This is a genomic window from Rhizobacter sp. P2_D12 (genome assembly GCF_056404395.1).
The window spans coordinates 1-25,260 of the sequence record NZ_JBFUEB010000007.1 but is presented as its reverse complement, the minus strand read 5'-3'; the positions used below and the strand labels follow the sequence as shown (position 1 = coordinate 25,260).

Below are 25,260 nucleotides of genomic sequence, written 5' to 3'. Positions count from 1 at the left end.
GCTGTCCCATGCCGCAACAGAACACGAACCGCCCGCTGCAGGGCCGCGTCGCCGTCGTCACCGGCGCAAGCCGGGGCGCCGGGCGCGGCTGCGCCGTCGAGCTCGGTGCAGCAGGCGCCACCGTCTACATCACCGGCCGCAGCACCCGCAACCAGCCGGCCGACACCTACGGCCAGTTGCTCGGGTTGTCCAAGCTGCCGGCGCTGCCGGGCCACATCGACGACACCGCCGACGAGGTGACGCGGCTCGGTGGCCGCGGCATCGCGGTGCGCTGCGACCACACCCGGGAGGACGAGGTGACCGCGTTGTTCGAGCGGGTGATGCGAGAGCAGGGCCGGCTCGACCTGCTCGTCAACAACGCCTGGGGCGGCCATGAAAGCTTCGATGGCGTGTTCGACGCGCCGTTCTGGCAGCACCCGCTGCGGCACTGGGACACGATGTTCGATCGCGGCCTGCGCAACCACCTGCTGTCCAGCCGCGCCGCCGCACCGATCTTCGTGGGCCAGGGGCACGGGCTGATCGTCACGACGACCTTCTGGGACCGCGGCCACTACCTGCGCGGCAACCTGTTCTACGACCTGGCGAAGGCGGGCATGACGCGCCTGGCCTTCGGCATCGCCGAGGAGTTGCGCCCGCATGGTGTCGCGTCGGTCGCGCTGTCGCCGGGCTGGATGCGCACCGAGTTCGTGCTGGCCGGCCACCAGACCGACGAGGTGCACTGGCACGAGCGGCCCGCCCTTGCGCGCACCGAATCGCCGCGCTACCTGGGCCGCGCGGTGGCGGCGCTGGCGGCCGACCCGCAGGTATTGCGCTTGAGCGGCCAGGTGCTGCGTGTGGGCGACCTGGCGCGCGAGTACGGCTTCACCGACGTCGACGGCCGGCAGGTGCCGGCGTTCGAGATGGCGGGCGGCGGCACGGATCGGTGAAAGCCCGGCATGGAGTGGATCACGAGGTATGTCGATCCAGGCTCGTCTCGAACGTCGTCCAGGTGAGCTGCAAGCATTCACCCAAGGAGACACCGCCATGACGCTTCCCTCGACGATCCCCACCATCACCGCCTTCGAACGGTCTCCGGACCGCGGCAAGGGGCTGGCGCGCGACATGCGCGTGCGCTGGGCGCTTGAAGAAGTGGGCCAGGCCTACGAGGTTCGCCTGGTGTCGTTCGAGGCCATGAAGGCCCCCGCGCATCGCGCGCTTCATCCATTCGGGCAGATCCCGACCTATGAAGAAGGCGACCTCGTGCTGTTCGAGTCGGGGGCCATCGTGTTCCATCTCGCAGAGCGTCATGCGGGCCTGCTGCCTGCGGACGCGAACGCCCGGGCGCGCGCGATCGCCTGGATGTTTGCCGCGATGAACACGGTGGAGCCGCCGATCCTCGATCTCCAGACCGCGCGGGTGATGGAGCGCGACAAGAGCTGGTACGAGCAGCGCATGCCCTTCATCGAAGAGCGCCTGCATCAGCGGCTGGTCGACCTCGCCCGTCGCCTGGGCGAGGCCGACTGGCTCGATGGCGAGTTCAGCGCGGGAGACCTGATGATGATCGCGGTGCTGCTGAGGTTGAAGCCCTCGGGCCTGCTGAACGGCTATGCGAACCTGTGCGCCTATGTCGCCCGCGGCGAAGCGCGGCCCGCCTACAAACGGGCCTTCGAGGCGCAACTGGCGGTGTTCACCGCCGCGTCTGCGGCGGGCGGATGAAGCCAGCCATCGCGGGATCCCGTCGTCAACCGGGCGCGAGCTCGGCGCTGAACTCGCCGAGCAAGGCCATGCCACCCAGCCGGGCCAGTTCGATTTCCGCCGAGATCTCGCGGTAGGGCGAAATCGCGGCACGGTTCGCCTCTCGCCAGAACGGGCCCGGATCGAAAGTGCGCGTGATGCGGCCCTCGTCGCAGTGGCTCCCGAAGACCCCGGCATGGTGCGCAAGGTCGGCCGGCTCGTCGGGGCCGATCAGCGCGACATCGTGGCCCATCCTGGCCAGGTGGCGAGCAGCCGCCGACCCGATCACGCCGCGTCCGATCACCGCAAGCTTCAATGCCCCGCCGGCTCCACGTTCACGAATGCGACTGTCACTCGGGTTGCAATCCACCCTGGCGCAGGCTGTCTGCGTCGAGCAACTGGGCGAATGGCACCACGCCCCGTTCTCGAAGCTTCGTCAAGGCCTCGGTGGCATACCGATGGGCATAGTCTTCCTTGGACAGCGACGTTCTCCCGTGCCACTGGTCTCTCGGGCACTGGGAATGGTCGACGTGGTGGCCGACCTCATGAAGCAGCGTCCGATAGAGCATCGTGTTCCGCAAGGATTGCGGGGTCGTGACGATCTCGAGTTTTCGCTTTGACTTTCGGACCTCATGGCCGTCGGCACGAAGGCGGTCGAGTTCGCGTGCTTCGGCTGGAGACAATGAAAGCGGCCAAGCCACCGGCTCGTTGTTCTGGGCTTCCAGAACGATGGCTGCGCCACTGTATTCAGCAACATCGAAGGCGAAAATCGCCCGCCCCCACACCGGGCTGAGCAGGCGCTGTTTGCGAGTCGGCTGTCGCATCACCACGAGGTCGAAGGTCGCGACGTGCTCCGGTGGCAGCGCAGACAGCGCGAAACAGACATCCTCGACGGTGCATGGATGGAACCAGCCTGCTCGGGTGGGCTCCACCAGGAAGACAAGATCGCAGCCTGCAATGCGCCGTTTGACCACGTCATAGGAAGCCAGGTATTCATAGAAGCACTTGGCTTCGTGCCAAGACTCCGGAATGGTCATCTTGTTGTTCAATCCGTGACCATGGGCCTTGGTTCCGGCGTTTCTGTTCCGGCGCCCGGGGTTCCAGCCTGCTCTCATTCCGCGTCCTCCCATCTACCAACCCAAGACCCCACATGCATGTTTCCACATCCCGTCAAAGGTCGGTCTTCGGCGGCCTGCTTGGGATGACCGCGTCCTTCGCGAGCGGCAAAGCCGTCCACGGTGCTCTCAAGCCAGCTGCCGAGGCTGCGGTGTAGGCGTCTCGCCGGAGCCCACGTGAAGCACGCCGACGTCGCGGTTCATCGAGTGGCGAAAAAGAGCCCCGCCGCCACGATCAGCACGAAGACAAGAATGACCGCGCCTGTGCCGATGCCCCATCTGGCGTCTTCACGCAATTCATCCCTGGCATTCGACCACAGGCGCTCGGCCACGTCTCGCCCTCCGACGAACCCGATCACTGCCCCTGCAAGGACGAACCACCTGACCGGCCCGGGCCAGGACCAGTGACCGCTGCCGATGCCATGGCGCGATGAAAGAAAATGGAATCCGAAGTAAAGCAGCGCCCCCGATGCGGCGCCCAGCATCGTGGCGATCATGCGATCGAACATTTGATCCCTCCTCGTTCAAGTCGCAATCTACCCTGACACATGCAGTCTGCGTCGGGCAACCGGGTGGATGGCGCCAAGTGCATCAGCAGTGTCCGGACCTCTTGCCATTCGCCACTGGCGTCTTGCTTGATCTCTCTGAGATCAACTTCGGAGCGCGTGATGTTGGAAATCTTCCCGAAATCGTGACCTTGAGCAGGAGGCGGCTTCGATGCCGTTGACCCGGACGTAGATTGACTTCGCGTGTTCAGCCAGGGGCGGTCCGTCCGCATGGTGCCACGGCCTGCACCGAGCCAAGCCTGCGGTGCAAGCAGTAAGCTTCCCGATGCGGGGTGCAACATGCTCGATGCGCTGATCAAGCTGGCGGAGAAGGTGGCGGAACTGGCCCAGTACCGGGAGAGCCGGAACCACGCCCGGTACGAGACGGTCATTGCGCCCTTGTTCGAGACAGCGCGGCTCGTCCATGCGGATCACGTGCGGATGCTGCAAGCCTGCCTGCTCAGGCTCGAGAACCAGGAAGACCTATGGCGCATCGCGGCCCAGCTGCAGGAAGAGCGCTTGGCGCAGGCGGGCGTGCGCCACGAGCTGGTTCGCGATATCGCGGTGCTGTCGGACGCGATCGATGACGACAAGTTCGTGCCGTTCTTCGGTGCCGCGAGAGCGTACTTCGTCGTCGATCCACTGGAGCGCGCCGCCAACCTCAAGGAGGCGGCCGTGGCGGGCGGCTGTGCCATCAGCACCGTCAGGTCCATCGTCGCGAGGATCCGTGAAGAGGCCTGGAGCCCCCATGGCCCGAGAGAGCGGTACCTGCTGAACGATCTGGTGCAGCGGTATCTCCAGCGGTTCGAGACGAAATGGCTGGCGCTTTCCGAGGCGCATGCGCGGCTGGTGGCGTCAAGAGTTCGACGCTGATTGCATACTGCGCGCCATGGAACCCATCCAACTCCGCGTCGGACGCCCGGTCACGCCAGAGCAGTTCGAAGAGCTCTCGGACGAGCAGTTGATCAGGCTGGTGCCCAAGGCCTACCGCGAGTTCTTTCCCGGCAAGGATTTCTGCGCCGACGGGCACTTCTACCTCCACGATGGAACGGCCTGGTGCTTCTACCGCGGAGGGTTCCTGGATGGGTAGTTGCATCTCGATCGAACCGTCTGCGCGGAGTCGCCCATGAAGCTGAAGCAATACGAAGAGATCGCCGTGCTTGAAGAGGGCGATGACGGAGCGGTCGTGACCGTCACCGGGCAACGTGGCGCATCGGTCTTGCTGGGCCCGGCTTACCTCGCGCATCTCCAGGTCATTGCAGATCTTGCCGCTGTGCAGCTCAGTGCGGCCGAATCCCGCCACGAGGTGTCGGCGCTGAGGCTGCTCTGCGCAGAGATGCGGACGCTCCTCAAGACCCACCATGAAGCGTGCAACAAGTTCTTCGGCGTGGACAGCGAGAAGACACTCGCGGTCGCGTTCGAGGAACTGAAGGAGCTCCGGAAGCAGATCGATGGGCTGTGAGGTGGCCTTGCTCGCCGTCTTCTGGGGCGTCATTGCCCGCATGATGCGGCGCACCGCGGCTTCGTCCCGAGCCTGCATGGAGATGCCTGACAGCGTTTTCGCGAAGTTGCTAGACTGCCTCGCAACCCCATCACGCCGAAGTTGCGCGCCCGATGCGTCCGACCGAAACCCGCATCCCCGCCAAAGGTGTCCGTTCCCTCGCCTGGGACGATGACGCCCTGGTCGACTGGGTCGGCGGCGGCCAGCGCTACCGGCTGCAGGGCGAGATGCTTCCGCAGCTCGTGCGCTACGCCTACGGCTTCGATGCGGTGGCATCGCTGGCGGGCAGCGCCTTCTCGGTGATCTACACGCGTTGCGGCACCAAGGGCCTGGTGCTCCAGGACGGCAAGGTGGTGCGCGAGATCAACCGCAGCTACTACCACGCCGATCTCTACGAATACCCTATCGCGCTGCTTCGCCAGCCGTCCGGCCGGGTGTTGTTGGCCCATTGCCCGCGCGCATACTGCCGGCTCGACATCGAGGACGTCCTGACGGGCGAGCTGCTGACAGACACGGTGCCGCGCGAACCCGGCGACGTGTTCCATTCGCGGCTGGCGGCATCTGCCGATGGCCGTTACCTCCTGAGTGCCGGGTGGGTGTGGCACCCCGCCGAAGAAGTCTGCGTCTACGACGTCGTCTCGGCACTGGCGGATCCCGCCCACCTGGATGGCCAAGGCATCGGCGCCTTCGAAGGTGCGGCGCAAAGCAGCGCAGCCTTCTTCCCGGACGGCCGCTGGGCCATTGCCATGAAGGGTGACGTGTTTGCCGGCGAAGACGACGGCCCCCTGGAGCACGGCGAACTGCGCATCCACGACCCGCGCCGCTCCACCTCGCCCATCGTCATCGGCGGGGTGGGCAGCCTGGGTCGCATCGCCGCCATCGGCAACCACCACGTGCTCGCGCTGCACGGCCACCCGCGCTTGATCCACGTCCCCACCGGCACCGAGGTGCTCGCGTGGCCGCACCTCGACTCCGGCAACCAGGTCAGCGCCATCGTGGCGCCGGACACGGTGCTGCCCGTGATCGCGATCGATTCCGCGGGGCAGCGCTTTGCGCTCGCGGACGCCGAGGGCATCACGGTGGTCCAGCTGCACGGATAGCCATCACGGCGTTCGACAAGGACCCCGGCTGAGCGGGCCAGGACCATTCACTGCATTTGAACCGTGTGTTCGCCCCGGCGCAATCCGCGCCGCTGTCAGGCGACCAGAATCCGCTCCAGCCCACCCAACCAGGAGCACCTCATGGCAAAAGTCCTCGTCCTCTACTACAGCAGCTACGGCCACATCGAGACCATGGCGCAAGCCGTTGCCGAAGGGGCCCGCAGCGGCGGCGCCACGGTCGACATCAAGCGCGTGCCCGAGATCGTTCCGGAAGCCATTGCCAAGGCCTCGCATTTCAAGCTCGACCAGGCTGCCCCGATCGCCACGGTCGATGAACTGCCCAACTACGACGCGATCATCTTCGGCGTGCCCACCCGCTTCGGCAACATGGCTGCGCAGATGAAGAACTTCCTGGACCAGACCGGCCCGCTGTGGTTCGCCGGCAAGCTGGTCGGCAAGGTCGGCTCGGTGTTCGCGAGCACCGCCACGCAGCACGGCGGCCAGGAAAGCACCATCCTGAGCACGCACACCGTGCTGCTGCACCAGGGCATGGTCATCGTCGGCCTGCCGTATGCATGGCAAGGCCAGATGAAGCTCGACGAGATCACCGGCGGCAGCCCGTACGGCGCCACCACCATCGCCGGCGGCGACGGCTCGCGCCAGCCTTCGGCGAATGAACTCGAAGGCGCGCGCTTCCAGGGCAAGCACGTGGCCCAGATCGCCGCCAAGCTGGCCAGCTGATCCCGCAGCCCGGATGCCGATCCGGGATGTCCGTCAGCTGGCGTGCCCCGGATGGGCACCCGCCCGGCGAGTCCGTCCGCGCAAGAGCAAGAGCAGTGCCGCTGCCACCGCGAACCCCGCGCTGAGCAGCGGCACCGCGCCCGCGTTCTCCCCCTCGACAATGAACGACGCCGTCAGCGGCCCGAAGGCGCTGCCCAGCAACTGGGCCGCCGGCACCAGCCCGGCCACCCGTCCGCTCGCATCGGCCTTGAAGGCCAAGCCGATGTGGAACGGCAGCATGAACATCCACACGAAGCCGAACAGCGCGCAACCGAGCGCGAAGTTCAGCGTGCTGCCCGGCGGCAATGCATGCAGCGTGGCTGTCACGGCCGCCAGCACCGCCGAGCAGCCGACCAGCGTCGGCACCACCGCCAGCCGCGCCACCACCAGCGATGCCAGGCTGCCGCCCACCACCTGCATCGCCAGCACGCCGGCGATCAGCGTCTGCGCGGCCCGCGCATCGAAGCCGGCCGCCTTGCCCAACGGCTCCAGGTAGGCCCAGAACGAGCCCAGCGTCGCCAGCTGCAGGAAGGCGACGACCAGCGGCAGCCAGGTCGCCACCGACCACCGGAAGCCCGACACCGCCGCCGCCGCCAACGGTGCCAGCCGCGCCGGTTGCACGAACGCCAGCACGCACGGCAACAACGCCAGCAGCGCCAGCGTCGCGAAGCCGCCCTGCCAGCCCCAGCGCGGGATCACCGCGTTCGCCAGCACCGCCCCCAGCGCCGCCTGCGCGATCGTCTGCACGACGAAGAAGATGCCGCCCACGCGCGCCGGGTTGGCGCTGCGCACCACGACCCCGGTCGTGCCCCACACCACCACGCCCTCGGCCAGCCCGGCCGCGGCCCGCACGCCCGTCAACGCGCCGTCGCCGCCGAGCGACATCGTCAGCAGGTCGAGCCCGGCCGCCAGCAATGCCGCGACGATCGTGATCAGGCGCAGCCGTGCCCCCGGCAGCAGCGCATCCCCCAGCACCACCCCCAGCCCCAGCGTGACGATCTCGGCCATCGCGACGATGCCCACCCCCTCCAGGCTCACCTGCTTCGCCTCGACCAGCTCGCCCAGCAGGATGGGCTGGATGCCCACCATCAGGATCGCGATGGTGCCGACGGCCAGCGCCGCGCCGACCTGGCGGCGCGACATCTGCGGGGTGGGGCTCGTCGTCATGCAGCGTTCTCCTCAGTAACCCTGGCTCTCTTCGGGGAGCAGGCCTTGTGCCAGGCGCTGCGCGGCACGCAGTTCGTCCTTGCGCAGCCTGCGGTTGGCAATCATGCGCACAAACCACGGCAGCGGGCGCACCGGGCCGCCGGCGGCCGCGGCCAGCACGTAGGCCTTGGCGCATTTCTCGAACAGCTCGGCGTTCAGCGACAGGCGCGTGGCCGTGGTGCCCAGGCACAGCGGGCGGCCTTGCAGCAGCAGGACATTGCCCCCGCCCCGCAGCGAGGCGGCCAGGTCGCCCGGTGCCGCCGCGGCCGGCCCCATCGGGCCCAGGTGGCGTGCCTGCTCGTCGAACACCTGCGGCATCGTGCCGCCGAAATCGGCCAGGCTCAGGCCGTAGGTGCCGCCGCCGGCCGCGACCGCGCCGACGTCGGCGCGGGCCGCGTACACCGCGGCGTGCACGGTGGCCTCGCCGGATGCCGATGCCAGCGGCAGCTGCCGCGGGGCGTCGGCCGATGCATCGCCGAACCACATGGCGGGTTGGCCGGGAATGCGCAGCGACAGGCTCGCTTCGGCACCATCCCGGATGGGCATCCGGGCGACGAAGCGGTCGCGCAGCTGCTGCCATCGGTGTTCGGGCGTCGTCATCGCATCACACCAGCTTGAACACGTCTTCGAAGCGGTTCAGCGCATCGTCGATCACGTCGTCGGTGTCGGCCAGGCTCGTGTAGATGCGGCTGCCGGCCAGCGTGATCAGCCCGTGCGCGGTGTAGGCCGCGCCCATCTCCTCCATCATGTGCTTGCGCCGCTTCGCCTCGTCCTTCACGCGCAGCAGCTTCAGCAGGTTGCCGGTGTCCAGCAGCAGCACGCCCGAGGTCTGCAGGTGCACGATCGAGCCCAGGTTGTAGGCCACGTACGGCAGCCCGAGCCGCTGGATGATCTCGTCCAGCCCCTGGCGCAGCCGGTCGCCCGCACGTCCCGCCACGCCGGCCGCATCGAGCCGCTGCGCCTCCATCAGCGCGTGGTAGCCGGCCACGCACGACAGCGGGTTCGCCGACAGCGTGCCGCCGACGAACGCGCGCCGCGCCGTCGTGCCGATGCCGCCCACCAGCAGCATCATCACGTCGCGCCGCCCGCCGATCGCGCCGGCCATCGGGTAGCCACCGGCCAGGCACTTGCCCAGCACGGTGAGGTCGGGCTTGACGTCGAAGTAGGCCTGCGCGCCGCCCATGCCGACCCGAAAACCGGTGACCACCTCGTCGAAGATCATCAGCGCGCCGAACTCGTCGCACAGCGCGCGCACCTGCCGGTTGTAGTCGGGGTGCACCGGCCGCGTGCCGCTCTCGGGGCCCAGCGGCTCCAGCAGCACGGCCGCGGTGCCGCCGCGCAGGCGGTTCAGCTGCAGCTTGCGGCGCAGCGCGTCCAGGTCGTTCGGCGCGCACTCCTGCGTGTGCGCGGTCGCGCCGCGCGGGATGCCCACCGCCTCCATGCGGCCGGTGCCGGGCAGCCGCATGCCGTACACCAGCTGGTCGCTCCAGCCGTGGTATGCGCCGCCCACCTTGATGATCCACTTGCGCCGCGTGTAGGCGCGCGCCAGCCGCACCGCGCCCATCACCGCCTCGGTGCCCGAGCCCAGCAGGCGCAGCATGTCCACCGCCGGCATGTGCCGGCACACCAGTTCGGCCAGCTTCACTTCGTATTCGTGCAGCAGCCCGGTGACCGGGCCGCATTCGTCGAGCACCTGGTTCACCGCAGTGCGCACCGCCGCATGGTTCGAGCCCAGCAGCGTCGGCCCGCCGGCCTGCAGGAAATCGGTGTAGCGGTTGCCGTCGACGTCGACCAGGTGCGCGCCCTCGGCCTTGGCGATGGCCAGCGGGAACGGATGGTTGAAGGCCAGGTTGTGCTGCACGCCGCCGGGGATCACCGCCTGGGCCCGCTCGCCCAGCCGCTTGCTGCGCGGGCAGCGCTCGTCGAACCAGCGCATCACGCGCGCCATGTGCTCGGGCTTGATCGGCCGCATCGGTTGCTTCACCAGCGCATCGAAGCGGCGGTACAGGGCATCGACGTCGGGCCAGGCCGAGATGGAGGGCAGGGGGCTCATTGGGCGATCCAGGGTGGGTCAGGTGGCGAGTGCGGCGGCGACACGCCGCAGTGCCGCCTGCATCGAGGGCTCGCGTTCGGCGCGTGCGGCGATGCGATGCAGCAGGTGCTGGCGCGAGAGGGTTTCGAGGTCTTCGACCGCCTGCACGGCGGCCGGCACGTCGGCGCCGCAGCACAGCGCGCCGTGGTTGAACATCAGGTAGGCGTTGATGTCGCCGCGCAGCTGCCGCGCGAGCTTGGCCGACAGCCACGCCGTGCCCGACGGCGCATAGCCGACGACGGGCACGCGGCGCCCGAGCGACGCCTGCAGCGCGCCGGCCGGCACCTCCAGCGCGCGGCCGAGCAAGGCACACGCGCTCGCCACCGGCTGGTGCGTGTGGATGCTGGCCCGCACGTCGGGTCGCGCGCGCAGCACGCGCGCATGCAGGCCGCTCTCGACCGAGGGCGTGCGTTCGCCTTCGAGCCGCGCCAGGTCGGACAGCCGCAGCACGCAGATGTCGTCGGCGCCCATCGCCAGGTAGTCGGTGGCCGACGGCGTCACCGCGAAGCGCTGTGCGTCGATGCGCAGCGCGATGTTGCCGCCGGTGCCGGCCAGGTGGCCGCGGCGCGACAACGCCACGCACAGGTCGACGATGTCCTGGCGGATCCGCGACGTGCTCATGCCGGTGCTCCCTGCGCTGCGTTGAGCCGGCGATACAGCGGTGCCAGCCGCGTGCGCACTTCCTTGAAGGTCTCGAACTTGTCGCCGTACAGAGCGCCCAGCTCGGGCGCCGGCTCGTAGGTGCGGCGCGTGCGCCGCAGCGGTGCCAGGTCGGCGAACGCCAGCGCGCCGATGCCCACCGCGGCGATGAAGGCCGCGCCGATCGCGTTGGCCTGGATCGGGTTCTCCAGCTGGCGGATCGGCTGGCCGCTGACGTCGGCCATGATCTGGCACCAGACGTCCGATTGCGCGCCACCGCCCACCGCGGCAATGCTGCCGGCGTCGCGCCCGAGCAGCCGCGTAAACGGCTCCAGCATCCAGCGCGTGTTCAGCGCCACGCCTTCCAGGAAGGCGCGGAAGATGTCCTCGCGCGAATGCTCGAGCGACAGGTTCAGCAGCCCGGCGCGCAGGTGCGGGTCGTCCACCGGCGTGCGCTCGCCCAGCAGCCACGGCGTGTAGATCAGGCCGCGCGCGCCCGGCGGCACGCGCGCGGCGATGGTGTTCAGCAGCTCGTAGACCGCAGGATGCTCTTCGTCGCTGGCGAGCTCGTCCGGGTGGAAGAGGATGCGGTCGCGCAGGAAGGACAGGTTCGCGCCCGCGGTCGACTGCAGCGCCAGCGCCAGGTAGCGCCCGTCCACCGCGCAGGGCACGGCGGCGATCTTGTGGCGCACGTCGGTCTTCATGGCGGGCACGTGCGCGCCCAGCCACGACGAGGTGCCCAGGTACAGGTGCGTCTCGAAATCGCCGGTGGCCGCGCCCACGGCAACGGCCGAGGTGTCGACCGCACCGGCCACGACCGGTGTCTTCGGGCTCAGCCCCAACGTCTGCGCCACCGCCGGCAGCAGCGGGCCGAGGGTCTCGGTCGATTGCACGATCTCGGGCAGTTGGTCGGGCGCGACGCCCAGCAGGCGGACCAGGCCGGCGTCGTAGCGCACCTTCCGCACGTCGCGGTTGTCGGTGATCCACGAGGTCAGCACCGAGTCCTGTGTCGCGCAGAAGCGCCCGGTCAGCCGCAGGTTCATGAAGTCGAGCACGTTCAGGAACTTGTGCGTGCGCTCGCAGCGCTCGGGCGCGTGGTCGAGCAGCCAGGCGATGTGCCCGGCCGAGTCGCGCCCCGACAGCGACGGTGCGCCGCCGGTGAGCCGCAGCCAGCGCCACAGTTTCAGCGGCCCGTAGCCTTCGATGCGCAGGCCGCGTCCGCGCGCGCGGCGCGCCATCGCGTCGGCGCCGCGCGCATCGAGCCAGGTCAGTGCCGGGCCGATCGCCTCGCCCGCGCGGTCGACGCACACCGTGCCCTCGGTCTGCGCCGAGCAGCACACGGCGACCACGCGCGCGCGCAGCCCGGCATCGCCGTTCAGCACCTCGGCGGCGCCGGCCAGGAAGGCGTCCCACCAGGCGTTCGGGTCCTGCTCGGCCACAGCGCCCTGCACGTGCAGCGCCACCGGCCGGAAGGCCCACGCGTGCACCGTGCCATCCAGCCCCACCAGCGCGGTCTTGCAGCCGGAGGTGCCCAGGTCGACGGCCAGCACGAGGCGTTCGCGCGTGTTCAATTGCGAACTCACCTCGCGACAACCCGTTCGCCCTGAGCCGGGCTGAGCTCGTCGCAGGCCCGTGTCGAAGGGGTCCGACCCTTCGACAAGCTCAGGGCGAGCGGGGTGTTTGCCATGGCCTGTTCAGAACCGGCGCGACACGGAGACGACGAACTTGGTGTTGTCGGTGGCGCGCTGCTCGTCGCCGTCGAGCGCGATGTACAGCTCGCGCACGCGGGTGTTGGTCGCCACGACGTCGGCATTCCAGTCGAAGCCCCATTGCTTGTGCGTGATGCCGACGCGCCAGTCGGAGAAGTTCGCTTCCGAGAAGTGCCGGATCCGCTGGTAGCCGCCATGCAGGTTCAGCGTGGTGGCCGGTGCGAGGTGGACTTTGTAGTCCAGGTCGAGCAGCCAGCTGCCGCGCGAGTTGTTGTCGCCGCGCGCATAGCACTCGAGCCCCTGCGTCGGGTCGGGCATCAGCGCGAGCATCGTGCCGCACACGCCGCCGGTGTCGGCGCCGCGGTAGGTCTTGGAGATCACGTTCAGCACGCGCCCTTCGAGCGCGCCGTAGCCGACCTCCAGCACCGCGAAGGCGCTGTCGTACTTCGTGGTCTGGAAATCCGTCGGCGTGAAGGTGGTCATGTCGAAGCCGTGCGGGGCCTCGAACTTCGCGCCGGGGAACAGCTCGGTGGCGAGGCCGACGCCGAAGTGCCAGGCCTCCGGATCGCCGAAGCGGTAGCCGCCGCCCAGCGTCACGCCGACGCCGCTGCCGTCGAGGAACTGCTTCTTGCTGACCGATGCGAGCTCGACCAGCCCGATCAGCCCGCTCTCGTGCGCGGCCTGCACGCTGAGCTTGATGCCCGGCCGGTTGAAGGAGTCCGAGATGCCGCGGGTGCGCTGGTCGGACGTGAGCTTGACGTCGGTGTCGACGGCGAAACTGGCCGTGTCGGCCGCGAAGGCCGACGGGGCGATGGCGGTGAACAGTGCGCCGAGGGCGACCGGAAGCAGACAGCGGAAATGCATGGGTGGCTCCAGGGGTGGGGGGACGACTTCAGGACTTGCAGGCCGGCGACTCGGGCAGGGCCGGGACGCGCCGCAGGATCTCCGTCTCGCCGAGGATCTCGACGCCGACGAAGGCGCGGATGTGGAGCTCGCCGGACTTGATGCGGACGATGCCCTTGTACTTCTTGGTGCTGCGCGGGTCGTAGACCCAGCCGTCGCGCCAGGCGTCGCTGTCGTAGCGCTCGAGCCGCGCGATCTGCACGCCGCAGGTGTCCTTCGGCGTGCCGGCGTCCTTGTCCCAGACGATGCGCCCGCACAGCGCGGTGGCCGCATCGGCGCACGGCGCGAACTGGATCACCGCATCCTTCTCCGCGGTCATCCACAGGCCCTTCGCATCGTCGGGGCCGGCGGCGTGCGCGGCAGTGGCCAGCAAGAGCAGGGCAGCAGGCAGCAGGGACTTCATGGCATCGGCACCGTTGGATAGTGATGACTAGTTTATAGTCATGACTACCGTTTGGTGTCAACAACATTCCCCGGACAATCCCTGATGCCGCACGCCCCTCGCCCGACCTTGCCGATGCCGTCGACCCGCAAGCCCCCACCCTCGCTGGCCACCAAGAAGCAGCCTGCGCAGCAGCGGGCGACGGAGACCTACGAGCGCATCCTCGAGGTGACGGCGCAGACGCTGGCCGACGTCGGCATCGAGCGGCTGTCGACCAACCTGGTGTGCGAGCGCGCGGGGCTGACGCCGCCGGCGCTGTACCGCTACTTCCCGAACAAGTACGCGCTGCTGTCCGAGCTGGGCCAGCGGCTGATGCAGCGGCAGAACGAGCGCGTGGACCACTGGATCACGATCGAGGTCTTCGGCGGCGGCATCGAGGTGCTGGAGCAGGCGCTCGAAGGGCTGATCGTCGACACCTACGAGGTGACGCTGCAGACGATGGGCGGCGTGTGGATCATGCGCGCGCTGCGCGCGGTGCCGGCGCTGCAGCAGGTGCGGCTGGCCTCGCACGCGGCCGTCACGCAGGAGCAGGCGCTGCTGCTGGCGAAGGCGCTGCCGGGCGCGGACGCGGCCGAGCTGAAGCTCGTCAGCCGCATCGTGGTGGAGCTGATCTACGCGACGGTCGAGATGATCTTCGACGAGCCGCTGGACGTGAAGGCGGTCGCGCGGACGGTGGCCGGCATGATCGCGAGCCACCTGAGCCGGGTCAGGCCTGCGGCTTAGGCCCGGCGCTTCACAGCGCGAGCGCGCTGCGGGCCAGCGACTGTTCGATGGCCGTGCGCGCCTGGGCCCAGGAGGGCACAGCCACGATGCCGGGGGCCGCGCAGGGGCGCTTCTGCGGCCCGAACAGGAAGCGATGGGCCACGACGCCTTCCAGGTGGGCCAGCACGTCGGGCCGGTCATCGACGAAGTGCGTGATGCCCAGCTCGCGGCAGTGCAATGCCTTCTGTGGCCGCTCCAGGCAGAACCGCAGGTGGCCGGGTGCGATGCCGGTGCGCTCGAAGAATGCGTGGCGGCGCAGCCAGAGGCGCGTCTTCTCCTGGACCCGCGGGCCGGCCTTGGACACCAGCCAGACCTGGCCCTTGAACTGCTGGACGAGTGCGGGCACGGCGTCGAACATGCCGTCGAACGGTGGCGTCGCCAGCGCCGCCTCCAGCGTCCCGCCGATGAACGAGGTGTCGGCCTTGCCGTCGGGCGCGTCCGGTGCGATCAGCACGCGGCCGATGTCGATTCCCAGTTTGATCATGGTGATTCCTTCCGTGCTGCTCGTTGACTCGATGCGGCATCGTAGGAAGGTCAATGCTGTTCGGGAACTACTCTTGCCAGAGCTTCTATAATCCAGAGCTATACATGATCCAGGCTTCGCGACTCGACTTCGATGCCGTTCTGTCGTTCGCGGTGTTCGCGGACGCGCTCAACTTCAGCGCGGCCGCGCGCAAGCTGCACATCTCGCAGCCGGCATTGCACGTGAAGGTGCGCAAGCTCGGCGAGCAGCTCGATCGGCCGCTCTACCGGCGGGTCGGCCGCGCGCTCGAACTGACCGAACACGGCGAAGCGCTGGCTCGTTATGGGCGCCAGCTGCGCGCCGGTGCGGACGAATTCCTCGGGCGACTCGACGGTGCCGGCGAGCAGTCGGTCACCTTGGCCGCGGGCGAGGGTGCGTACCTCTACCTGCTCGGCACCGGCATCGGAAGCTTCCAGCGCGACGCCCAGGCGCCGTTGCGCCTGCTGAGCCTGGACCGCGACCAGACGGTGGCGGCGGTGCTGGGCGGCAAGGCCCAGTTGGGTGTCGCGCCGCTCGACACCGTGCCGGATGGCCTGCAGGCGACGGCCTTGACGACGGTGGGCCAGGTGCTCGCGGTGCCGGCGGACCACCGGTTGGCGGGGCGCACGCGCCTGAAGCTGAAGGACCTGAGCGGTGAACGCCTGGTGGTGCCGCCGCCAGGGCGCCCGCACCGGCAGATGCTGGGCGCGCTGCTGCAATCGGAGCAGGTGCCGTGGACGGTGGCGATGGAGGCCAACGGCTGGGAGCTGATACTGGGTTTCGTCGCGATGAACATCGGGCTCGCCGTGGTCAACGCCTGTTGCCGCCTGCCGCAGGGCGTGGTGGCGGTGGCACTGCCCGAGCTGCCGAACCTGCGCTACCACTGCTTCCACCTGCGCGGCCTGGCAAAGTCATCCAGCGCCGCCAGGCTTCGCGCGGCGCTGCTGGCGCATGGCGATGCCTGGAAGGGCTGAGCGGCACCCGCCTTGCTTGGCGCCGAGGCTCGGGTCTTCGTGATCGCGGTAGCGGCCCACCGCGATGCGGCGGATGCCGCTCGTGCCACCGGGGAACAGCGCGGACTGCCAGCGATACAGCCGGTCATGGTCGAGCGGCAGCTCGAAGCCGGTCGCCGCGTCGTTGATGACCTCGGCCAGGCCGTCGACGTGGCGGTCGCGATCACTTTTTTACGGCTCACTTTTTGAGCCGTATTTTCCGGCTTGCGGCTCACCCGGACGGACGCCACCCGCCCAGGTGGCACATTGCTTGCACAGGTCACGCCATGTGCCGGAGATCAAGAAGATGTCGTTGAGATCAAGCCGCGACGGCGCTGCCGGCCTCGCGCTGTTGGCCGCTGGCCACGCGGCCGGTGCTGCACTGCAGAACCTGCTGGCCGGCGATGCGGGCCGTGCGCATCGCCAGGTGCACCTGCTGCCTGCGAGCGGTGCACCCGCGGCCCACACCGGCGCGCAATGCATCGAATGGTGCGGCCATCGGCTCTTCGACGACTTCAGCATCGCCGGCAACATGCTGGCCGGGCCGCAGGTGATCGATGCGACGGCGCGCACCTATCGCGAATCCGCAACGCTGCCATTCGCCGGACGCCTGATCGCCGCGCTGCGCATCCAGCGCTTCAACGCGTCATGAGCGCGCTACTCGAAGTGCGCAAGCTGCGCACGCAGTTCAAGACCGACGACGGCGAGTTCCCGGCGGTCGACGGCGTCAGCTTCGACGTGCATGCCGGCCGCACGCTGGCCATCGTCGGCGAGTCGGGCTGCGGCAAGAGCGTGACCTCGCTGTCCATCATGGGCCTGGTGCCGTCGCCGCCCGGGCGCATCGACAGCGGCTCGATCCGCTTCGCAGGCCGCGAGCTGGTCGGCGCCCCGGCGCAGCAGATGCAGGACCTGCGCGGCAACGGCATGGCGATGATCTTCCAGGAGCCGATGTCGTCGCTGAACCCGGTCTTCACGATTGGCGAGCAGATCGTCGAAGGGCTGCTGCGCCACCGCCGCATCGGCCGCGCGGAGGCCGAGGCGCAGGCGCTGGCGATGCTGCGCAAGGTGCGCATGCCGGCGCCGGAGCAGCGTTTCCACGAGCACCCGCACCAGCTGTCGGGCGGCATGCGCCAGCGCGCGATGATCGCGATGGCGCTGGCCTGCGAGCCGCAGCTGTTGATCGCCGACGAGCCGACCACCGCGCTCGACGTGACGATCCAGGCCCAGATCCTCGCGCTGATGCGCACGCTGCAGCAGGAGACCGGCACCGCGGTCATCCTGATCACGCACGACCTGGGCGTGGTGGCCGAGGTGGCCGACGAGGTGGTCGTGATGTATGCCGGCCGCGTCGTCGAGCGCGCGCCGGTGCAGGTGCTGTTCGAGACCCCGCAGCACCCCTACACCATCGGCCTGCTCGGGTCGGTGCCGCGGCTCGATGGCGAGCGCACGCGGCTTGCATCGATCGACGGCCAGGTGCCCGGCCCGCTGCGCCGCCCACCGGGCTGCGCGTTCGCCGAGCGTTGCCCGTTCGCCGAGCCGCGCTGCCGCGAGGCCGAGCCCGAGCTGTTCGAACTCGCCCCCGGGCACGAAGCCGCCTGCTGGAGGGCGCCGCTGTCATGAGCGATCCGCTGCTGAGCGTCGAGGGGCTGGTCAAGCACTTCCCGGTGCGCCGCGGGCTGTTCGGCCGTGCGAAGGGCGCGGTGCGCGCGGTCGACGGCGTCGATCTCTCGATCGGCCGCGGCGAGACGCTGGGCGTGGTCGGCGAATCCGGCTGCGGCAAGTCGACGCTCGGCCGTCTCGTGCTGCGGCTGATCGAACCCAGCGCCGGCCGCGTGCGCTTCGACGGCCAGGACCTCGGCACGCTCGATGCCGCCGCCTTGCGTGCGCGGCGCCGTGCGATGCAGATCATCTTCCAGGACCCGTTCTCGTCGCTGAACCCGCGCATGACGGTCGGCCAGGCGCTGGCCGAGCCGTTGATGCTGCACGGCCTGCACGCCGGCCGTCACCGCGAGCGCGTGGCCGAGTTGCTGCACACCGTGGGCCTCGCGCCCGAGCATGCGCAGCGCTTTCCGCACGAGTTCTCCGGCGGGCAGCGCCAGCGCATCGGCATCGCGCGGGCGCTGGCGGTGCAGCCGCAGCTGATCGTCTGCGACGAGGCGGTGTCGGCGCTCGACGTGTCGGTGCAGGCCCAGGTGGTGAACCTGCTGCAGGACCTGCAGCGCCGCTTCGGCATCGCCTACCTGTTCATCGCACACGACCTGGCGGTGGTCAAGCACATCGCGGCGCGCGTCGCGGTGATGTACCTCGGCCGCGTGGTCGAGCTGGCCGACAAGCGCACGCTGTTCGCCGCGCCGCGGCATCCGTACACGCAGGCGCTGCTGTCGGCCATTCCGCATCCCGCCCCGATCCGCGAGCCGGGCCTGCAGCGCGAGCGCGTGCTGCTGGCCGGCGACGTGCCGAGCCCGGTGCATCCGCCCGGCGGCTGCCACTTCCACACCCGTTGCGCGCATGCGCGCGCGCTGTGCGCGCAGCAGGCGCCGGCACTCGAGACGCACGACGGCCACGCGGTGGCCTGCCATTTCTGGCGCGAGATCCCGGCGCCTGTCGCGCTGCACGAAGCGCCCGTGGCGACGCCGGCCAGCCGGCGCCTGGCCCGCCTGCAGTCGGCCTTCGTGCAGGCCGAACCCACCTTCTGAGCTGTTTCCGGAGCCCCCGATGACCCCCCCGACCCGATGGATCCCTGCGCTGCTGCTGGCGCTCGTTCCGCTGTTCGCGCCGGCGCAGGCCTTGCGCGTCGGCCTGGCCGAAGACCCCGACGTGCTCGACCCGTCGCTCGCACGCAGCTTCGTCGGCCGCGTCGTGTTCAGCGCGCTGTGCGACAAGCTGTTCGACGTCGACGAGAAGCTCGCCATCGTGCCGCAGCTGGCCACCGCCTACGAATGGTCCGCCGACAGCAAGGCGCTGACGCTGAAGCTGCGCGCCGGCGTCAGCTTCCACGACGGCGAGAAGTTCGACGCCGCCGCCGTCAAGTTCAACATCGAGCGCCACAAGACGATGCCGGGCTCGAACCGCCGCGGCGAGCTGGCGCCGGTGACCACGGTCGACGTCGTCGACCCGATGACGGTGCGGCTGAACCTGTCGGCGCCGTTCTCGCCGCTGCTCGCGCAACTGGCCGATCGCGCCGGCATGATGGTGTCGCCCAAGGCGGCGCAGGCGGCGGGCGACAAGTTCGGCGTCAAGCCCGTGTGTTCGGGCCCGTTCAAGTTCGTCGAGCGCGTCGCCCAGGACCGCATCGTGTTCGAGCGCTTCGCGCAGTACTGGAACAAGGACGCGATCCACTTCGACAAGGTGGTCTACACGCCGATCCCGGATGCGACGGTGCGGCTGGCCAACCTGAAGTCCGGCCAGCTCGATTTCATCGAGCGCGTGGCCTCCAGCGACATGGAAAAGCTGCAGTCCGACAAGAAGCTCAAGACCTCGCGCATCACCGAGATCGGCTACCAGGGCATCACGATCAACCTGGCCAAGAGCGAGAAGGCGAAGCAGAACCCGCTGGGCCGCGACGCCCGCGTGCGCGAAGCCTTCGAGCTGGCGCTCGACCGGCAAGGCATCGCGCAGGTGGTGATGGACAACGAGGCGACGGTGGGCAACCAGTGGGTCGCGCCGGGCAACGCGTACTACGCGAAGAACGTGCCGGTGCCCAAGCGCGACGTCGCGCGCGCCAAGGCCTTGCTGAAGGAAGCCGGCGTGCCCAACCCGAGCTTCACGCTGGTGGCGCCGACCACGTCCGACGCGCAGCGCCTGGCGCTGGTGGTGCAGGCGATGACGCGCGAGGCCGGCTTCGACGTGAAGATCCAGGCCGCCGAGTTCGCGACCTCGCTGAACATGGCCGACAAGGGCGACTACGAGGCCCTGGTGCTGGCCTGGAGCGGCCGTGCCGACCCGGACGGCAACTTGTTCAGCTTCGACGCCTGCAAGCAGCCGCTGAACTACGCCGGCTACTGCGATGCCGAGACCGATGCGCTGCTGGCCCGCTCGCGCGAGCTGCGCGACCCGGCCGAGCGCAGGAAGGTGTTCGAACAGGTGGCCGCGCGCGTGCTGAAGGAGCGGCCCATCGTCTACCTGTACCACCGCAACTGGCTGTGGGCCTACAACGCCAAGCTCTCGGGCGTGCGCAACGTGCCTGACGGGCTGTTGCGCGTGGCAGGCCTGAAACTCGCACCCTGATGTTCGAATACCTCGTCAAGCGCGTCGCGACGCTGCTGCCGACGCTGCTGTTCGTCTCGATGCTGATCTTCGGGCTGCAGCAGCTGCTGCCCGGCGATCCGGCCAGGATCCTGGCCGGCGAAGACCAGGACCCGCAGGTCATCGCCTACCTGCGCACCAGGCTGCACCTGGACGAGCCGCTGCCGCTGCGCTATGCCCACTGGGTAGGCGGCGTGCTGCGCGGCGACCTGGGCGAATCGGTGCGCAACCAGCAGCCGGTGCTCGACCTGGTCCTGCAGAAGCTGCCGGTGACGGTGGAGCTCGCGCTGCTGGCGATGGCGATCGCGCTGGTCATCGGCATCCCGTCGGGCATCGTCTCGGCGGTGGGGCGCGGCACGGCCTGGGACCATGCGGCCAATGCGTTCGCGCTGTGGGGCATCTCGACGCCGAACTTCTGGCTCGGCATCCTGATGATCCTGCTGTTCTCGGTGCAGCTGGGCTGGCTGCCGGCCTCGGGCTACGTGAGCCCGTTCGAGGACCTGGGTGCCAACCTGGCCGCGATGACCATGCCGGCCTTCGTGCTCGGCAACGCGATCGCCGCGGTGCTGATGCGCCACACGCGCAGCGCGATGCTGCAGGTGATGTCGGCCGACTACGTGCGCACCGCGCGGGCCAAGGGCCTGAGCGAGCGCACGGTGGTGCTGAAGCATGCGCTGCGCAATGCGCTGACGCCCATCCTCACGCTGGGCGCGCTGGAGCTGGGCACGCTGCTGTCGGGCGCGGTGCTCACCGAACAGGTGTTCACGATCCCGGGCTTCGGCAAGCTGGTGGTCGATGCGGTATTCAACCGCGACTACGCGGTGGTGCAGGGCGTGGTGCTGGTCACCGCCAGCACCTACATGCTGCTGAACCTGCTGGCCGACCTGGCCTACTTTGCGGTCAACCCGAGATTGAGGCGCTGATGGCGGCCGTGCTTCCCGCTCCGATGTCGACCGTGCCGCGTTCCGAGGCCGGGCCGTGGCGCCGCGCGTGGCGGCGCCTGAAACGCCGCCGCGGCGCGCTGCTCGGCCTGGCGGTGGTGCTGGGCTTCATCGCGCTGGCGCTGCTCGCGCCGTGGTTCGGCCTGCAGGACCCGGTGGCCACCAGCTGGGGTGCGATCCGCAAGGCACCGAGCGCCGAGCACTGGTTCGGCACCGACGAGATCGGCCGCGACGTGCTGTCGCGCGTGGTGTGGGGCACGCGCGCGTCGCTGCTGGCCGGCGTGGTGTCGGTGAGCATTTCGCTGCTGCTGGGCGTGCCGATCGGGTTGGCGGCGGGGTTCGTCGGCGGGTTCGCCGATGCGCTGATCTCGCGCATCACCGATGCCTTCCTGGCCTGTCCGTTCCTGATCCTGGCGATCGCGCTGGCGGCCTTCCTCGGGCCGAGCCTGAGCAACGCGATGATCGCGATCGGCGTGTCGGCTACGCCGATCTTCGTGCGGCTGACGCGCGCGCAGGTGCTCAACGTGCGGGTCGAGGACTACATCGAGGCGGCGCGCGCCGTCGGCAACCCGCCGCTGCGCATCGCGCTGCGCCACGTGCTGCCCAACGTGACGCCCCCGATCATCGTGCAGGCGACGCTGGCCATCGCGTCGGCGGTGATCGCCGAGGCCAGCCTGTCCTTCCTCGGGCTCGGGCAGCAGCCGCCGCAGCCGAGCTGGGGCAGCATGCTCAATACCGCGAAGAACTACGTCGACTCGGCGCCCTGGATGGCGATCTGGCCGGGGGCGTCGATCTTCCTGCTGGTGCTGTCTTTCAACCTGCTGGGCGACGGGCTGCGGGATGCGCTGGATCCGCGGCAGCGATGATGAGGCATCGCGTGATGACCGACGAACCGTTCGCCCTGGGCAGGGACCGAGCTTGTCGAGGGCCCGTGTCGAAGGGTTGGCGCCGCAGCGCGCCGCAGGCCCTTGCGCGCAGCCACCAGGCCTTCGACAAGCTCAGTCCGAACGGTCTTCATGCGACAGATGGATCCCGAACGACATTCCCACCATCCCCATCATGAACTTCGACTGGAACAATCCGTACCCCACCATCCGCAGCCCGCTGATGGCGCGCAACGTCGTCGCCACCTCGCAGGCTCTCGCCTCGCAGGCCGGCCTGCGCATGCTGCTCAAGGGCGGCAACGCGGTCGATGCCGCCATCGCCGCCGCGGCGGCACTGACCATCGTCGAGCCGGTGTCGAACGGCCTGGGCAGCGACAACTTCGCGATCCTGTGGGACGGGCAACAACTGCATGGCCTCAACGCGTCGGGCGTCGCGCCGGCCGCATGGACCCCGGGCTACTTCCGCCGCAAGCATGGCGATGCGATGCCGGTGCGCGGCTGGGATGCAGTGACCACGCCGGGCGCGGTGGCCGGCTGGGTGGCCTTGTCGACGCGCTTCGGCAGGCTGCCGTTCGCCGACCTGCTGGAGCCGGCGATCGAGCTGGCCGAGCGCGGGCATGGCGTCGGCCGCATCGTGTCCGACAAGTGGGCCCGCCAGGTGCCGGGCCTGAAAGACCAGCCCGGCTATGCCGAGGCCTTCCTGCCGCGCGGCCGCGCGCCCGAGCCCGGCGAGCGCTTCGTCTTCGCCGAGGCCGGGGCCACGCTGCGGCAGATCGCGCTGACGAAGGGCGAGGCCTTCTACCGCGGCGAGATCGCCGAGAAGCTGGTGGCCCACGCCAAGGCCCATGGCGGCAGCATGGCCTTGTCGGACCTCGCGAACTACCGGCCCGAATGGGTCACGACGATCCGGAAGGATTTCGCCGGTCACACGGTGCACGAGATCCCGCCCAACGGGCAGGGCATCGCGGCCTTGATGGCGCTGGGCATGCTGGAGCGGCTGGACCTGGGGCGCCTGCCGGTCGACAGCGTCGAATCGCAGCACCTGCAGATCGAGGCGATGAAGCTGGCCTTCGCCGACACCTACCGCTGGGTCGCGGACGAACGTGCGATGACGCCAGTGACTGCGGCAGACCTGCTCAGTGACGGCTACCTGAGCGAGCGCGCGAAGCGGATCGACCCGAAGCGCGCCGCCGATCCGGCGCACGGCACGCCGCCGAAGGGCGGCACGATCTACCTGAGCGCGGCCGACGAGCGCGGGATGATGGTCAGCCTGATCCAGTCCAACTACATGGGCTTCGGCAGCGGCGTTGTGGTGCCGGGCACCGGCGTGAGCCTGCAGAACCGCGGCCACGGCTTCACGCTGGACGAGAACCACCCGAACGTCGTTGCGCCGGGCAAGCGACCGTTCCACACCATCATTCCGGGCTTCCTGATGCGCGACGACCGGCCGCAGATGAGCTTCGGCGTGATGGGCGGCAACATGCAGCCGCAAGGCCACCTGCAGACGCTGGTGCGCATGCTGGTGCACCGCCAGCAGCCGCAGGCGGCCTGCGATGCGCCGCGCTGGAAGGTGGGTGCGGGGCGGGCGGTGGATTTCGAATCGACGATGGCGCCCGCACTCGTCGACGGGCTGAAGGCGCTGGGGCACCGCTTCGAGCCGACGCCCGATGCGTACATGGACTACGGCAGCGGGCAGTTCATCTGGAAGCTGGGCGACGACGGGGAGGATGGCTACGTCGCCGCCAGCGATTCGCGCCGAGACGGGCAGGCGGTGGGGTACTGAACGGCCACGACGCCGTCCGGCCTCATCCCGCCGGCAGGTGGATGCCGACGACCAGCCCGCCGCCGTCGCGCCGCCGGGCCTCGATGCGCCCGCCGTGCGACAGGATGGCGCGCTTGGCGAGCGCCAGGCCGAGGCCGGTGCCGCGCACGCTCTCGCTGCCCTCCAGCCGCACGAAGGGCTCGAACATCGCCTGCAGCTTGTCCTGCGGCACGCCGGGCCCGCGGTCGGACACCGTCACCTCCAGCGCCCGCCCGCCCTGCGACACCCGTGCCTCCACCTCGACGCGGCTGCCCGGCGCGGTGTACTTCACCGCATTGCGGATCACGTTCTCGAACGCGCGGTAGACGAGGTCGCCGTTGACGTTCGCGACGAAGGCGCCGTCGCTGCGCAGTTCGACGCTGCGGCCCTCGGCCGCCTTCGCCTCCAGGTTGGCGTCATCGGTGATCGCGTTCAGCAGCTCGACCAGGTCGACGCGCTCGGTCGCGAGCCGTTCGCCGGCCGGGTCGTCCGCCGATTCGAGGCGGTGCAGCGTGAGCAGCTCCTCCACCAGCAGGTCCAGGCGCTGCACCTCGCGCTCGATGCGCTCGTGCAGCAGCCGCGCGCCCTCGGCATCCTGCCGGCTCAGCCCGATCGCGGCCTGCATGCGCGCCAGCGGCGAGCGCAACTCGTGCGACAGGTCGTGCAGCAGCGTGCGCCGCGTCGCCTGCATCAGCTGCAGCCGTTCGGCCATGCGGTCGAACTCGTGCGCGACCGCCATGAACTCGTTGCTGCGGCTGTCCATCAGCGGACGCACCCGTGTCTCGAAGCGTTCCTGCGCCGCCCGCTGCAGGCCCCAGCGCAGGTGGCCCAGCGAGCGCGACAGGAAGCCCGCGACCCCGGCGCTGAAGATCAGGCTGACCAGCGCCGCCAGGCCGATCGGCAGCAGCGGGAACAGCGCGTCCTCCGGGGGCGGCCTGTGCCCGGTGAAATGCAGCACCCCCACCGCGGCGCCGAAGGCCAGCACCGACACCGCCCACAGGCTGATGAACAGTCGCCAGAAGGTCGCCATGGTCGTCAATCCACCAGCAGCTGGTAGCCCATGCCGCGCACGCCCTGGATCCACGACTGCCCGTCGGGCCGCGTGCCCAGCTTCTGGCGGATGCTGCTGATGTGCACGTCGATGCGCCGGTCGAAGCGCTCCAGCGGCCGGCCGAAGGCGCGCTTCGAGATGTCCTGCTTGCTGACGAGCTGGCCGGCCTGGCGCGCGAGCACCTCCAGCAGGCTGAACTCGGTACCGGTCAGCTCCAACGGCTCGCCGCGCCACAGCGCGCTGCGGCTGCCGGGCGTCAGCTCCAGCGCCCCGGCCTGCAGCCGCTTCGCCGGCAGCGCGGCCTCGTCGCCGGCCGGTGCGGCGCGCCGCAGGATGG

The 25,260-nt window shown here is 69.6% G+C and carries 30 protein-coding genes; 17 read left to right on the top strand and 13 right to left on the bottom strand.

Going from position 1 to position 25,260, the window contains the following annotated elements:
* Positions 1-8 precede the first annotated feature (8 nt).
* The gene (locus tag AC1DYN_RS03625; RefSeq protein ID WP_477957741.1) at positions 9-926 is read left to right on the top strand and encodes an SDR family oxidoreductase; all 918 of its coding nucleotides are present in this window, start codon (positions 9-11) and stop codon (positions 924-926) included.
* Between the two features lie 97 nt (positions 927-1,023).
* Positions 1,024-1,695 (top strand): glutathione S-transferase family protein, encoded by a 672-nt coding sequence (locus AC1DYN_RS03620; RefSeq protein WP_477957811.1) that lies wholly within the window; start codon positions 1,024-1,026, stop codon positions 1,693-1,695.
* Between the two features lie 25 nt (positions 1,696-1,720).
* Here AC1DYN_RS03620 and AC1DYN_RS03615 read toward each other — a convergent pair whose 3' ends face one another.
* The 3 genes from AC1DYN_RS03615 to AC1DYN_RS03605 form a co-directional block, all read right to left on the bottom strand.
* Complete coding sequence (locus AC1DYN_RS03615; RefSeq protein WP_477957740.1) at positions 1,721-2,029, bottom strand: FAD-dependent oxidoreductase; 309 nt, start codon at positions 2,027-2,029, stop codon at positions 1,721-1,723.
* A 34-nt stretch (positions 2,030-2,063) separates the two neighbouring features.
* Complete coding sequence (locus tag AC1DYN_RS03610) at positions 2,064-2,828, bottom strand: hypothetical protein (protein ID WP_477957739.1); 765 nt, start codon at positions 2,826-2,828, stop codon at positions 2,064-2,066.
* A 200-nt stretch (positions 2,829-3,028) separates the two neighbouring features.
* Positions 3,029-3,337, bottom strand: coding sequence for a hypothetical protein (locus tag AC1DYN_RS03605; protein WP_477957738.1), 309 nt, complete (start codon positions 3,335-3,337; stop codon positions 3,029-3,031).
* Between the two features lie 336 nt (positions 3,338-3,673).
* On the opposite strand from AC1DYN_RS03605, the gene AC1DYN_RS03600 reads away from it, so the two are divergent.
* The 5 genes from AC1DYN_RS03600 to wrbA all read left to right on the top strand — a co-directional run bounded on the left by AC1DYN_RS03600 (position 3,674) and on the right by wrbA (position 6,715).
* Complete coding sequence (locus tag AC1DYN_RS03600; protein ID WP_477957737.1) at positions 3,674-4,246, top strand: hypothetical protein; 573 nt, start codon at positions 3,674-3,676, stop codon at positions 4,244-4,246.
* A gap of 16 nt (positions 4,247-4,262) precedes the next feature.
* Entirely contained in the window at positions 4,263-4,463 is a 201-nt protein-coding gene (locus AC1DYN_RS03595; RefSeq protein ID WP_477957736.1) for a hypothetical protein, read from the top strand.
* Positions 4,464-4,499: 36 nt separating this feature from the next.
* On the top strand, positions 4,500-4,835 hold the full coding sequence (locus tag AC1DYN_RS03590) for a hypothetical protein (RefSeq protein ID WP_477957735.1): 336 nt from the start codon (positions 4,500-4,502) through the stop codon (positions 4,833-4,835).
* Between the two features lie 152 nt (positions 4,836-4,987).
* Positions 4,988-5,974, top strand: coding sequence for a hypothetical protein (locus AC1DYN_RS03585; protein WP_477957734.1), 987 nt, complete (start codon positions 4,988-4,990; stop codon positions 5,972-5,974).
* A 141-nt stretch (positions 5,975-6,115) separates the two neighbouring features.
* Positions 6,116-6,715, top strand: a complete 600-nt coding sequence (gene wrbA, locus AC1DYN_RS03580) for an NAD(P)H:quinone oxidoreductase (protein WP_477957733.1) — start codon at positions 6,116-6,118, stop codon at positions 6,713-6,715.
* A 33-nt stretch (positions 6,716-6,748) separates the two neighbouring features.
* Here the strand turns inward: wrbA and AC1DYN_RS03575 are convergent, their stop codons facing one another.
* From AC1DYN_RS03575 to AC1DYN_RS03545, 7 genes are all read right to left on the bottom strand, one after another.
* Entirely contained in the window at positions 6,749-7,921 is a 1,173-nt protein-coding gene (locus AC1DYN_RS03575; protein WP_477957732.1) for an MFS transporter, read from the bottom strand.
* A 12-nt stretch (positions 7,922-7,933) separates the two neighbouring features.
* A complete protein-coding gene (locus tag AC1DYN_RS03570) occupies positions 7,934-8,560 on the bottom strand; it encodes a hypothetical protein (protein WP_477957731.1) in 627 nt (208 codons plus the stop codon).
* Between the two features lie 4 nt (positions 8,561-8,564).
* Positions 8,565-10,013 (bottom strand): aspartate aminotransferase family protein, encoded by a 1,449-nt coding sequence (locus tag AC1DYN_RS03565; RefSeq protein ID WP_477957730.1) that lies wholly within the window; start codon positions 10,011-10,013, stop codon positions 8,565-8,567.
* Between the two features lie 18 nt (positions 10,014-10,031).
* A complete protein-coding gene (locus AC1DYN_RS03560) occupies positions 10,032-10,673 on the bottom strand; it encodes a class II aldolase/adducin family protein (RefSeq protein WP_477957729.1) in 642 nt (213 codons plus the stop codon).
* Positions 10,670-12,262, bottom strand: a complete 1,593-nt coding sequence (locus AC1DYN_RS03555; RefSeq protein WP_477957728.1) for a xylulokinase — start codon at positions 12,260-12,262, stop codon at positions 10,670-10,672. The genes AC1DYN_RS03560 and AC1DYN_RS03555 overlap by 4 nt, the downstream gene beginning before the upstream one ends.
* A 123-nt stretch (positions 12,263-12,385) precedes the next feature.
* Positions 12,386-13,264, bottom strand: a complete 879-nt coding sequence (locus AC1DYN_RS03550; RefSeq protein ID WP_477957727.1) for a TorF family putative porin — start codon at positions 13,262-13,264, stop codon at positions 12,386-12,388.
* Between the two features lie 28 nt (positions 13,265-13,292).
* The gene (locus tag AC1DYN_RS03545; protein ID WP_477957726.1) at positions 13,293-13,706 is read right to left on the bottom strand and encodes a DUF2147 domain-containing protein; all 414 of its coding nucleotides are present in this window, start codon (positions 13,704-13,706) and stop codon (positions 13,293-13,295) included.
* Positions 13,707-13,790: 84 nt separating this feature from the next.
* Between AC1DYN_RS03545 and AC1DYN_RS03540 the strand changes: the two genes are divergently transcribed.
* Positions 13,791-14,468: a TetR/AcrR family transcriptional regulator gene (locus AC1DYN_RS03540; RefSeq protein ID WP_477957725.1), complete on the top strand. Its 678-nt coding sequence runs from the start codon at positions 13,791-13,793 to the stop codon at positions 14,466-14,468.
* Positions 14,469-14,478: 10 nt separating this feature from the next.
* On the opposite strand, the gene AC1DYN_RS03535 is transcribed toward AC1DYN_RS03540, so the two are convergent.
* Entirely contained in the window at positions 14,479-14,991 is a 513-nt protein-coding gene (locus AC1DYN_RS03535) for a hypothetical protein (RefSeq protein ID WP_477957724.1), read from the bottom strand.
* Positions 14,992-15,095: 104 nt separating this feature from the next.
* Between AC1DYN_RS03535 and AC1DYN_RS03530 the strand changes: the two genes are divergently transcribed.
* The 9 genes from AC1DYN_RS03530 to AC1DYN_RS03490 all read left to right on the top strand — a co-directional run bounded on the left by AC1DYN_RS03530 (position 15,096) and on the right by AC1DYN_RS03490 (position 23,854).
* Complete coding sequence (locus tag AC1DYN_RS03530; protein ID WP_477957723.1) at positions 15,096-15,983, top strand: LysR family transcriptional regulator; 888 nt, start codon at positions 15,096-15,098, stop codon at positions 15,981-15,983.
* A 12-nt stretch (positions 15,984-15,995) separates the two neighbouring features.
* Complete coding sequence (locus AC1DYN_RS03525) at positions 15,996-16,211, top strand: hypothetical protein (RefSeq protein WP_477957722.1); 216 nt, start codon at positions 15,996-15,998, stop codon at positions 16,209-16,211.
* A 97-nt stretch (positions 16,212-16,308) separates the two neighbouring features.
* Positions 16,309-16,653 carry a DUF1028 domain-containing protein gene (locus AC1DYN_RS03520; protein ID WP_477957721.1) on the top strand — a complete coding sequence of 115 codons (345 nt, stop codon included), beginning with the start codon at positions 16,309-16,311 and terminating at the stop codon, positions 16,651-16,653.
* The gene (locus AC1DYN_RS03515) at positions 16,650-17,621 is read left to right on the top strand and encodes an ABC transporter ATP-binding protein (protein WP_477957720.1); all 972 of its coding nucleotides are present in this window, start codon (positions 16,650-16,652) and stop codon (positions 17,619-17,621) included. The genes AC1DYN_RS03520 and AC1DYN_RS03515 overlap by 4 nt, the downstream gene beginning before the upstream one ends.
* Positions 17,618-18,697: an ABC transporter ATP-binding protein gene (locus AC1DYN_RS03510; protein ID WP_477957719.1), complete on the top strand. Its 1,080-nt coding sequence runs from the start codon at positions 17,618-17,620 to the stop codon at positions 18,695-18,697. The genes AC1DYN_RS03515 and AC1DYN_RS03510 overlap by 4 nt, the downstream gene beginning before the upstream one ends.
* A gap of 19 nt (positions 18,698-18,716) precedes the next feature.
* Positions 18,717-20,228, top strand: a complete 1,512-nt coding sequence (locus tag AC1DYN_RS03505; RefSeq protein WP_477957718.1) for an ABC transporter substrate-binding protein — start codon at positions 18,717-18,719, stop codon at positions 20,226-20,228.
* Positions 20,228-21,169: an ABC transporter permease gene (locus AC1DYN_RS03500; protein WP_477957717.1), complete on the top strand. Its 942-nt coding sequence runs from the start codon at positions 20,228-20,230 to the stop codon at positions 21,167-21,169. Before AC1DYN_RS03505 ends, AC1DYN_RS03500 begins: the two co-directional genes overlap by 1 nt.
* Positions 21,169-22,053 (top strand): ABC transporter permease, encoded by an 885-nt coding sequence (locus tag AC1DYN_RS03495; RefSeq protein WP_477957716.1) that lies wholly within the window; start codon positions 21,169-21,171, stop codon positions 22,051-22,053. The genes AC1DYN_RS03500 and AC1DYN_RS03495 overlap by 1 nt, the downstream gene beginning before the upstream one ends.
* A gap of 193 nt (positions 22,054-22,246) precedes the next feature.
* Complete coding sequence (locus tag AC1DYN_RS03490) at positions 22,247-23,854, top strand: gamma-glutamyltransferase family protein (RefSeq protein ID WP_477957715.1); 1,608 nt, start codon at positions 22,247-22,249, stop codon at positions 23,852-23,854.
* 22 nt (positions 23,855-23,876) lie between these two features.
* Here AC1DYN_RS03490 and AC1DYN_RS03485 read toward each other — a convergent pair whose 3' ends face one another.
* Together AC1DYN_RS03485 and AC1DYN_RS03480 are read right to left on the bottom strand one after the other, a co-directional pair.
* A complete protein-coding gene (locus tag AC1DYN_RS03485; RefSeq protein ID WP_477957714.1) occupies positions 23,877-24,902 on the bottom strand; it encodes a sensor histidine kinase in 1,026 nt (341 codons plus the stop codon).
* A gap of 5 nt (positions 24,903-24,907) precedes the next feature.
* A partial coding sequence (locus AC1DYN_RS03480) for a winged helix-turn-helix domain-containing protein (protein ID WP_477957713.1) occupies positions 24,908-25,260 on the bottom strand: 353 nt, incomplete at its 5' end.

Bases quoted from the DNA above. Each gene is read 5' to 3' on its own strand.
- AC1DYN_RS03625 (WP_477957741.1), top strand. From the start codon at position 9: ATGCCGCAACAGAACACGAACCGCCCGCTGCAGGGCCGCGTCGCCGTC.
- AC1DYN_RS03620 (WP_477957811.1), top strand. From the start codon at position 1,024: ATGACGCTTCCCTCGACGATCCCCACCATCACCGCCTTCGAACGGTCT.
- AC1DYN_RS03610 (WP_477957739.1), bottom strand. From the start codon at position 2,828: ATGAGAGCAGGCTGGAACCCCGGGCGCCGGAACAGAAACGCCGGAACC.
- AC1DYN_RS03605 (WP_477957738.1), bottom strand. From the start codon at position 3,337: ATGTTCGATCGCATGATCGCCACGATGCTGGGCGCCGCATCGGGGGCG.
- AC1DYN_RS03600 (WP_477957737.1), top strand. From the start codon at position 3,674: ATGCTCGATGCGCTGATCAAGCTGGCGGAGAAGGTGGCGGAACTGGCC.
- AC1DYN_RS03595 (WP_477957736.1), top strand. From the start codon at position 4,263: ATGGAACCCATCCAACTCCGCGTCGGACGCCCGGTCACGCCAGAGCAG.
- AC1DYN_RS03590 (WP_477957735.1), top strand. From the start codon at position 4,500: ATGAAGCTGAAGCAATACGAAGAGATCGCCGTGCTTGAAGAGGGCGAT.
- AC1DYN_RS03585 (WP_477957734.1), top strand. From the start codon at position 4,988: ATGCGTCCGACCGAAACCCGCATCCCCGCCAAAGGTGTCCGTTCCCTC.
- wrbA (WP_477957733.1), top strand. From the start codon at position 6,116: ATGGCAAAAGTCCTCGTCCTCTACTACAGCAGCTACGGCCACATCGAG.
- AC1DYN_RS03575 (WP_477957732.1), bottom strand. From the start codon at position 7,921: ATGACGACGAGCCCCACCCCGCAGATGTCGCGCCGCCAGGTCGGCGCG.
- AC1DYN_RS03570 (WP_477957731.1), bottom strand. From the start codon at position 8,560: ATGACGACGCCCGAACACCGATGGCAGCAGCTGCGCGACCGCTTCGTC.
- AC1DYN_RS03565 (WP_477957730.1), bottom strand. From the start codon at position 10,013: ATGAGCCCCCTGCCCTCCATCTCGGCCTGGCCCGACGTCGATGCCCTG.
- AC1DYN_RS03560 (WP_477957729.1), bottom strand. From the start codon at position 10,673: ATGAGCACGTCGCGGATCCGCCAGGACATCGTCGACCTGTGCGTGGCG.
- AC1DYN_RS03550 (WP_477957727.1), bottom strand. From the start codon at position 13,264: ATGCATTTCCGCTGTCTGCTTCCGGTCGCCCTCGGCGCACTGTTCACC.
- AC1DYN_RS03545 (WP_477957726.1), bottom strand. From the start codon at position 13,706: ATGAAGTCCCTGCTGCCTGCTGCCCTGCTCTTGCTGGCCACTGCCGCG.
- AC1DYN_RS03540 (WP_477957725.1), top strand. From the start codon at position 13,791: ATGCCGCACGCCCCTCGCCCGACCTTGCCGATGCCGTCGACCCGCAAG.
- AC1DYN_RS03535 (WP_477957724.1), bottom strand. From the start codon at position 14,991: ATGATCAAACTGGGAATCGACATCGGCCGCGTGCTGATCGCACCGGAC.
- AC1DYN_RS03530 (WP_477957723.1), top strand. From the start codon at position 15,096: ATGATCCAGGCTTCGCGACTCGACTTCGATGCCGTTCTGTCGTTCGCG.
- AC1DYN_RS03520 (WP_477957721.1), top strand. From the start codon at position 16,309: ATGTCGTTGAGATCAAGCCGCGACGGCGCTGCCGGCCTCGCGCTGTTG.
- AC1DYN_RS03515 (WP_477957720.1), top strand. From the start codon at position 16,650: ATGAGCGCGCTACTCGAAGTGCGCAAGCTGCGCACGCAGTTCAAGACC.
- AC1DYN_RS03510 (WP_477957719.1), top strand. From the start codon at position 17,618: ATGAGCGATCCGCTGCTGAGCGTCGAGGGGCTGGTCAAGCACTTCCCG.
- AC1DYN_RS03505 (WP_477957718.1), top strand. From the start codon at position 18,717: ATGACCCCCCCGACCCGATGGATCCCTGCGCTGCTGCTGGCGCTCGTT.
- AC1DYN_RS03500 (WP_477957717.1), top strand. From the start codon at position 20,228: ATGTTCGAATACCTCGTCAAGCGCGTCGCGACGCTGCTGCCGACGCTG.
- AC1DYN_RS03495 (WP_477957716.1), top strand. From the start codon at position 21,169: ATGGCGGCCGTGCTTCCCGCTCCGATGTCGACCGTGCCGCGTTCCGAG.
- AC1DYN_RS03490 (WP_477957715.1), top strand. From the start codon at position 22,247: ATGAACTTCGACTGGAACAATCCGTACCCCACCATCCGCAGCCCGCTG.
- AC1DYN_RS03485 (WP_477957714.1), bottom strand. From the start codon at position 24,902: ATGGCGACCTTCTGGCGACTGTTCATCAGCCTGTGGGCGGTGTCGGTG.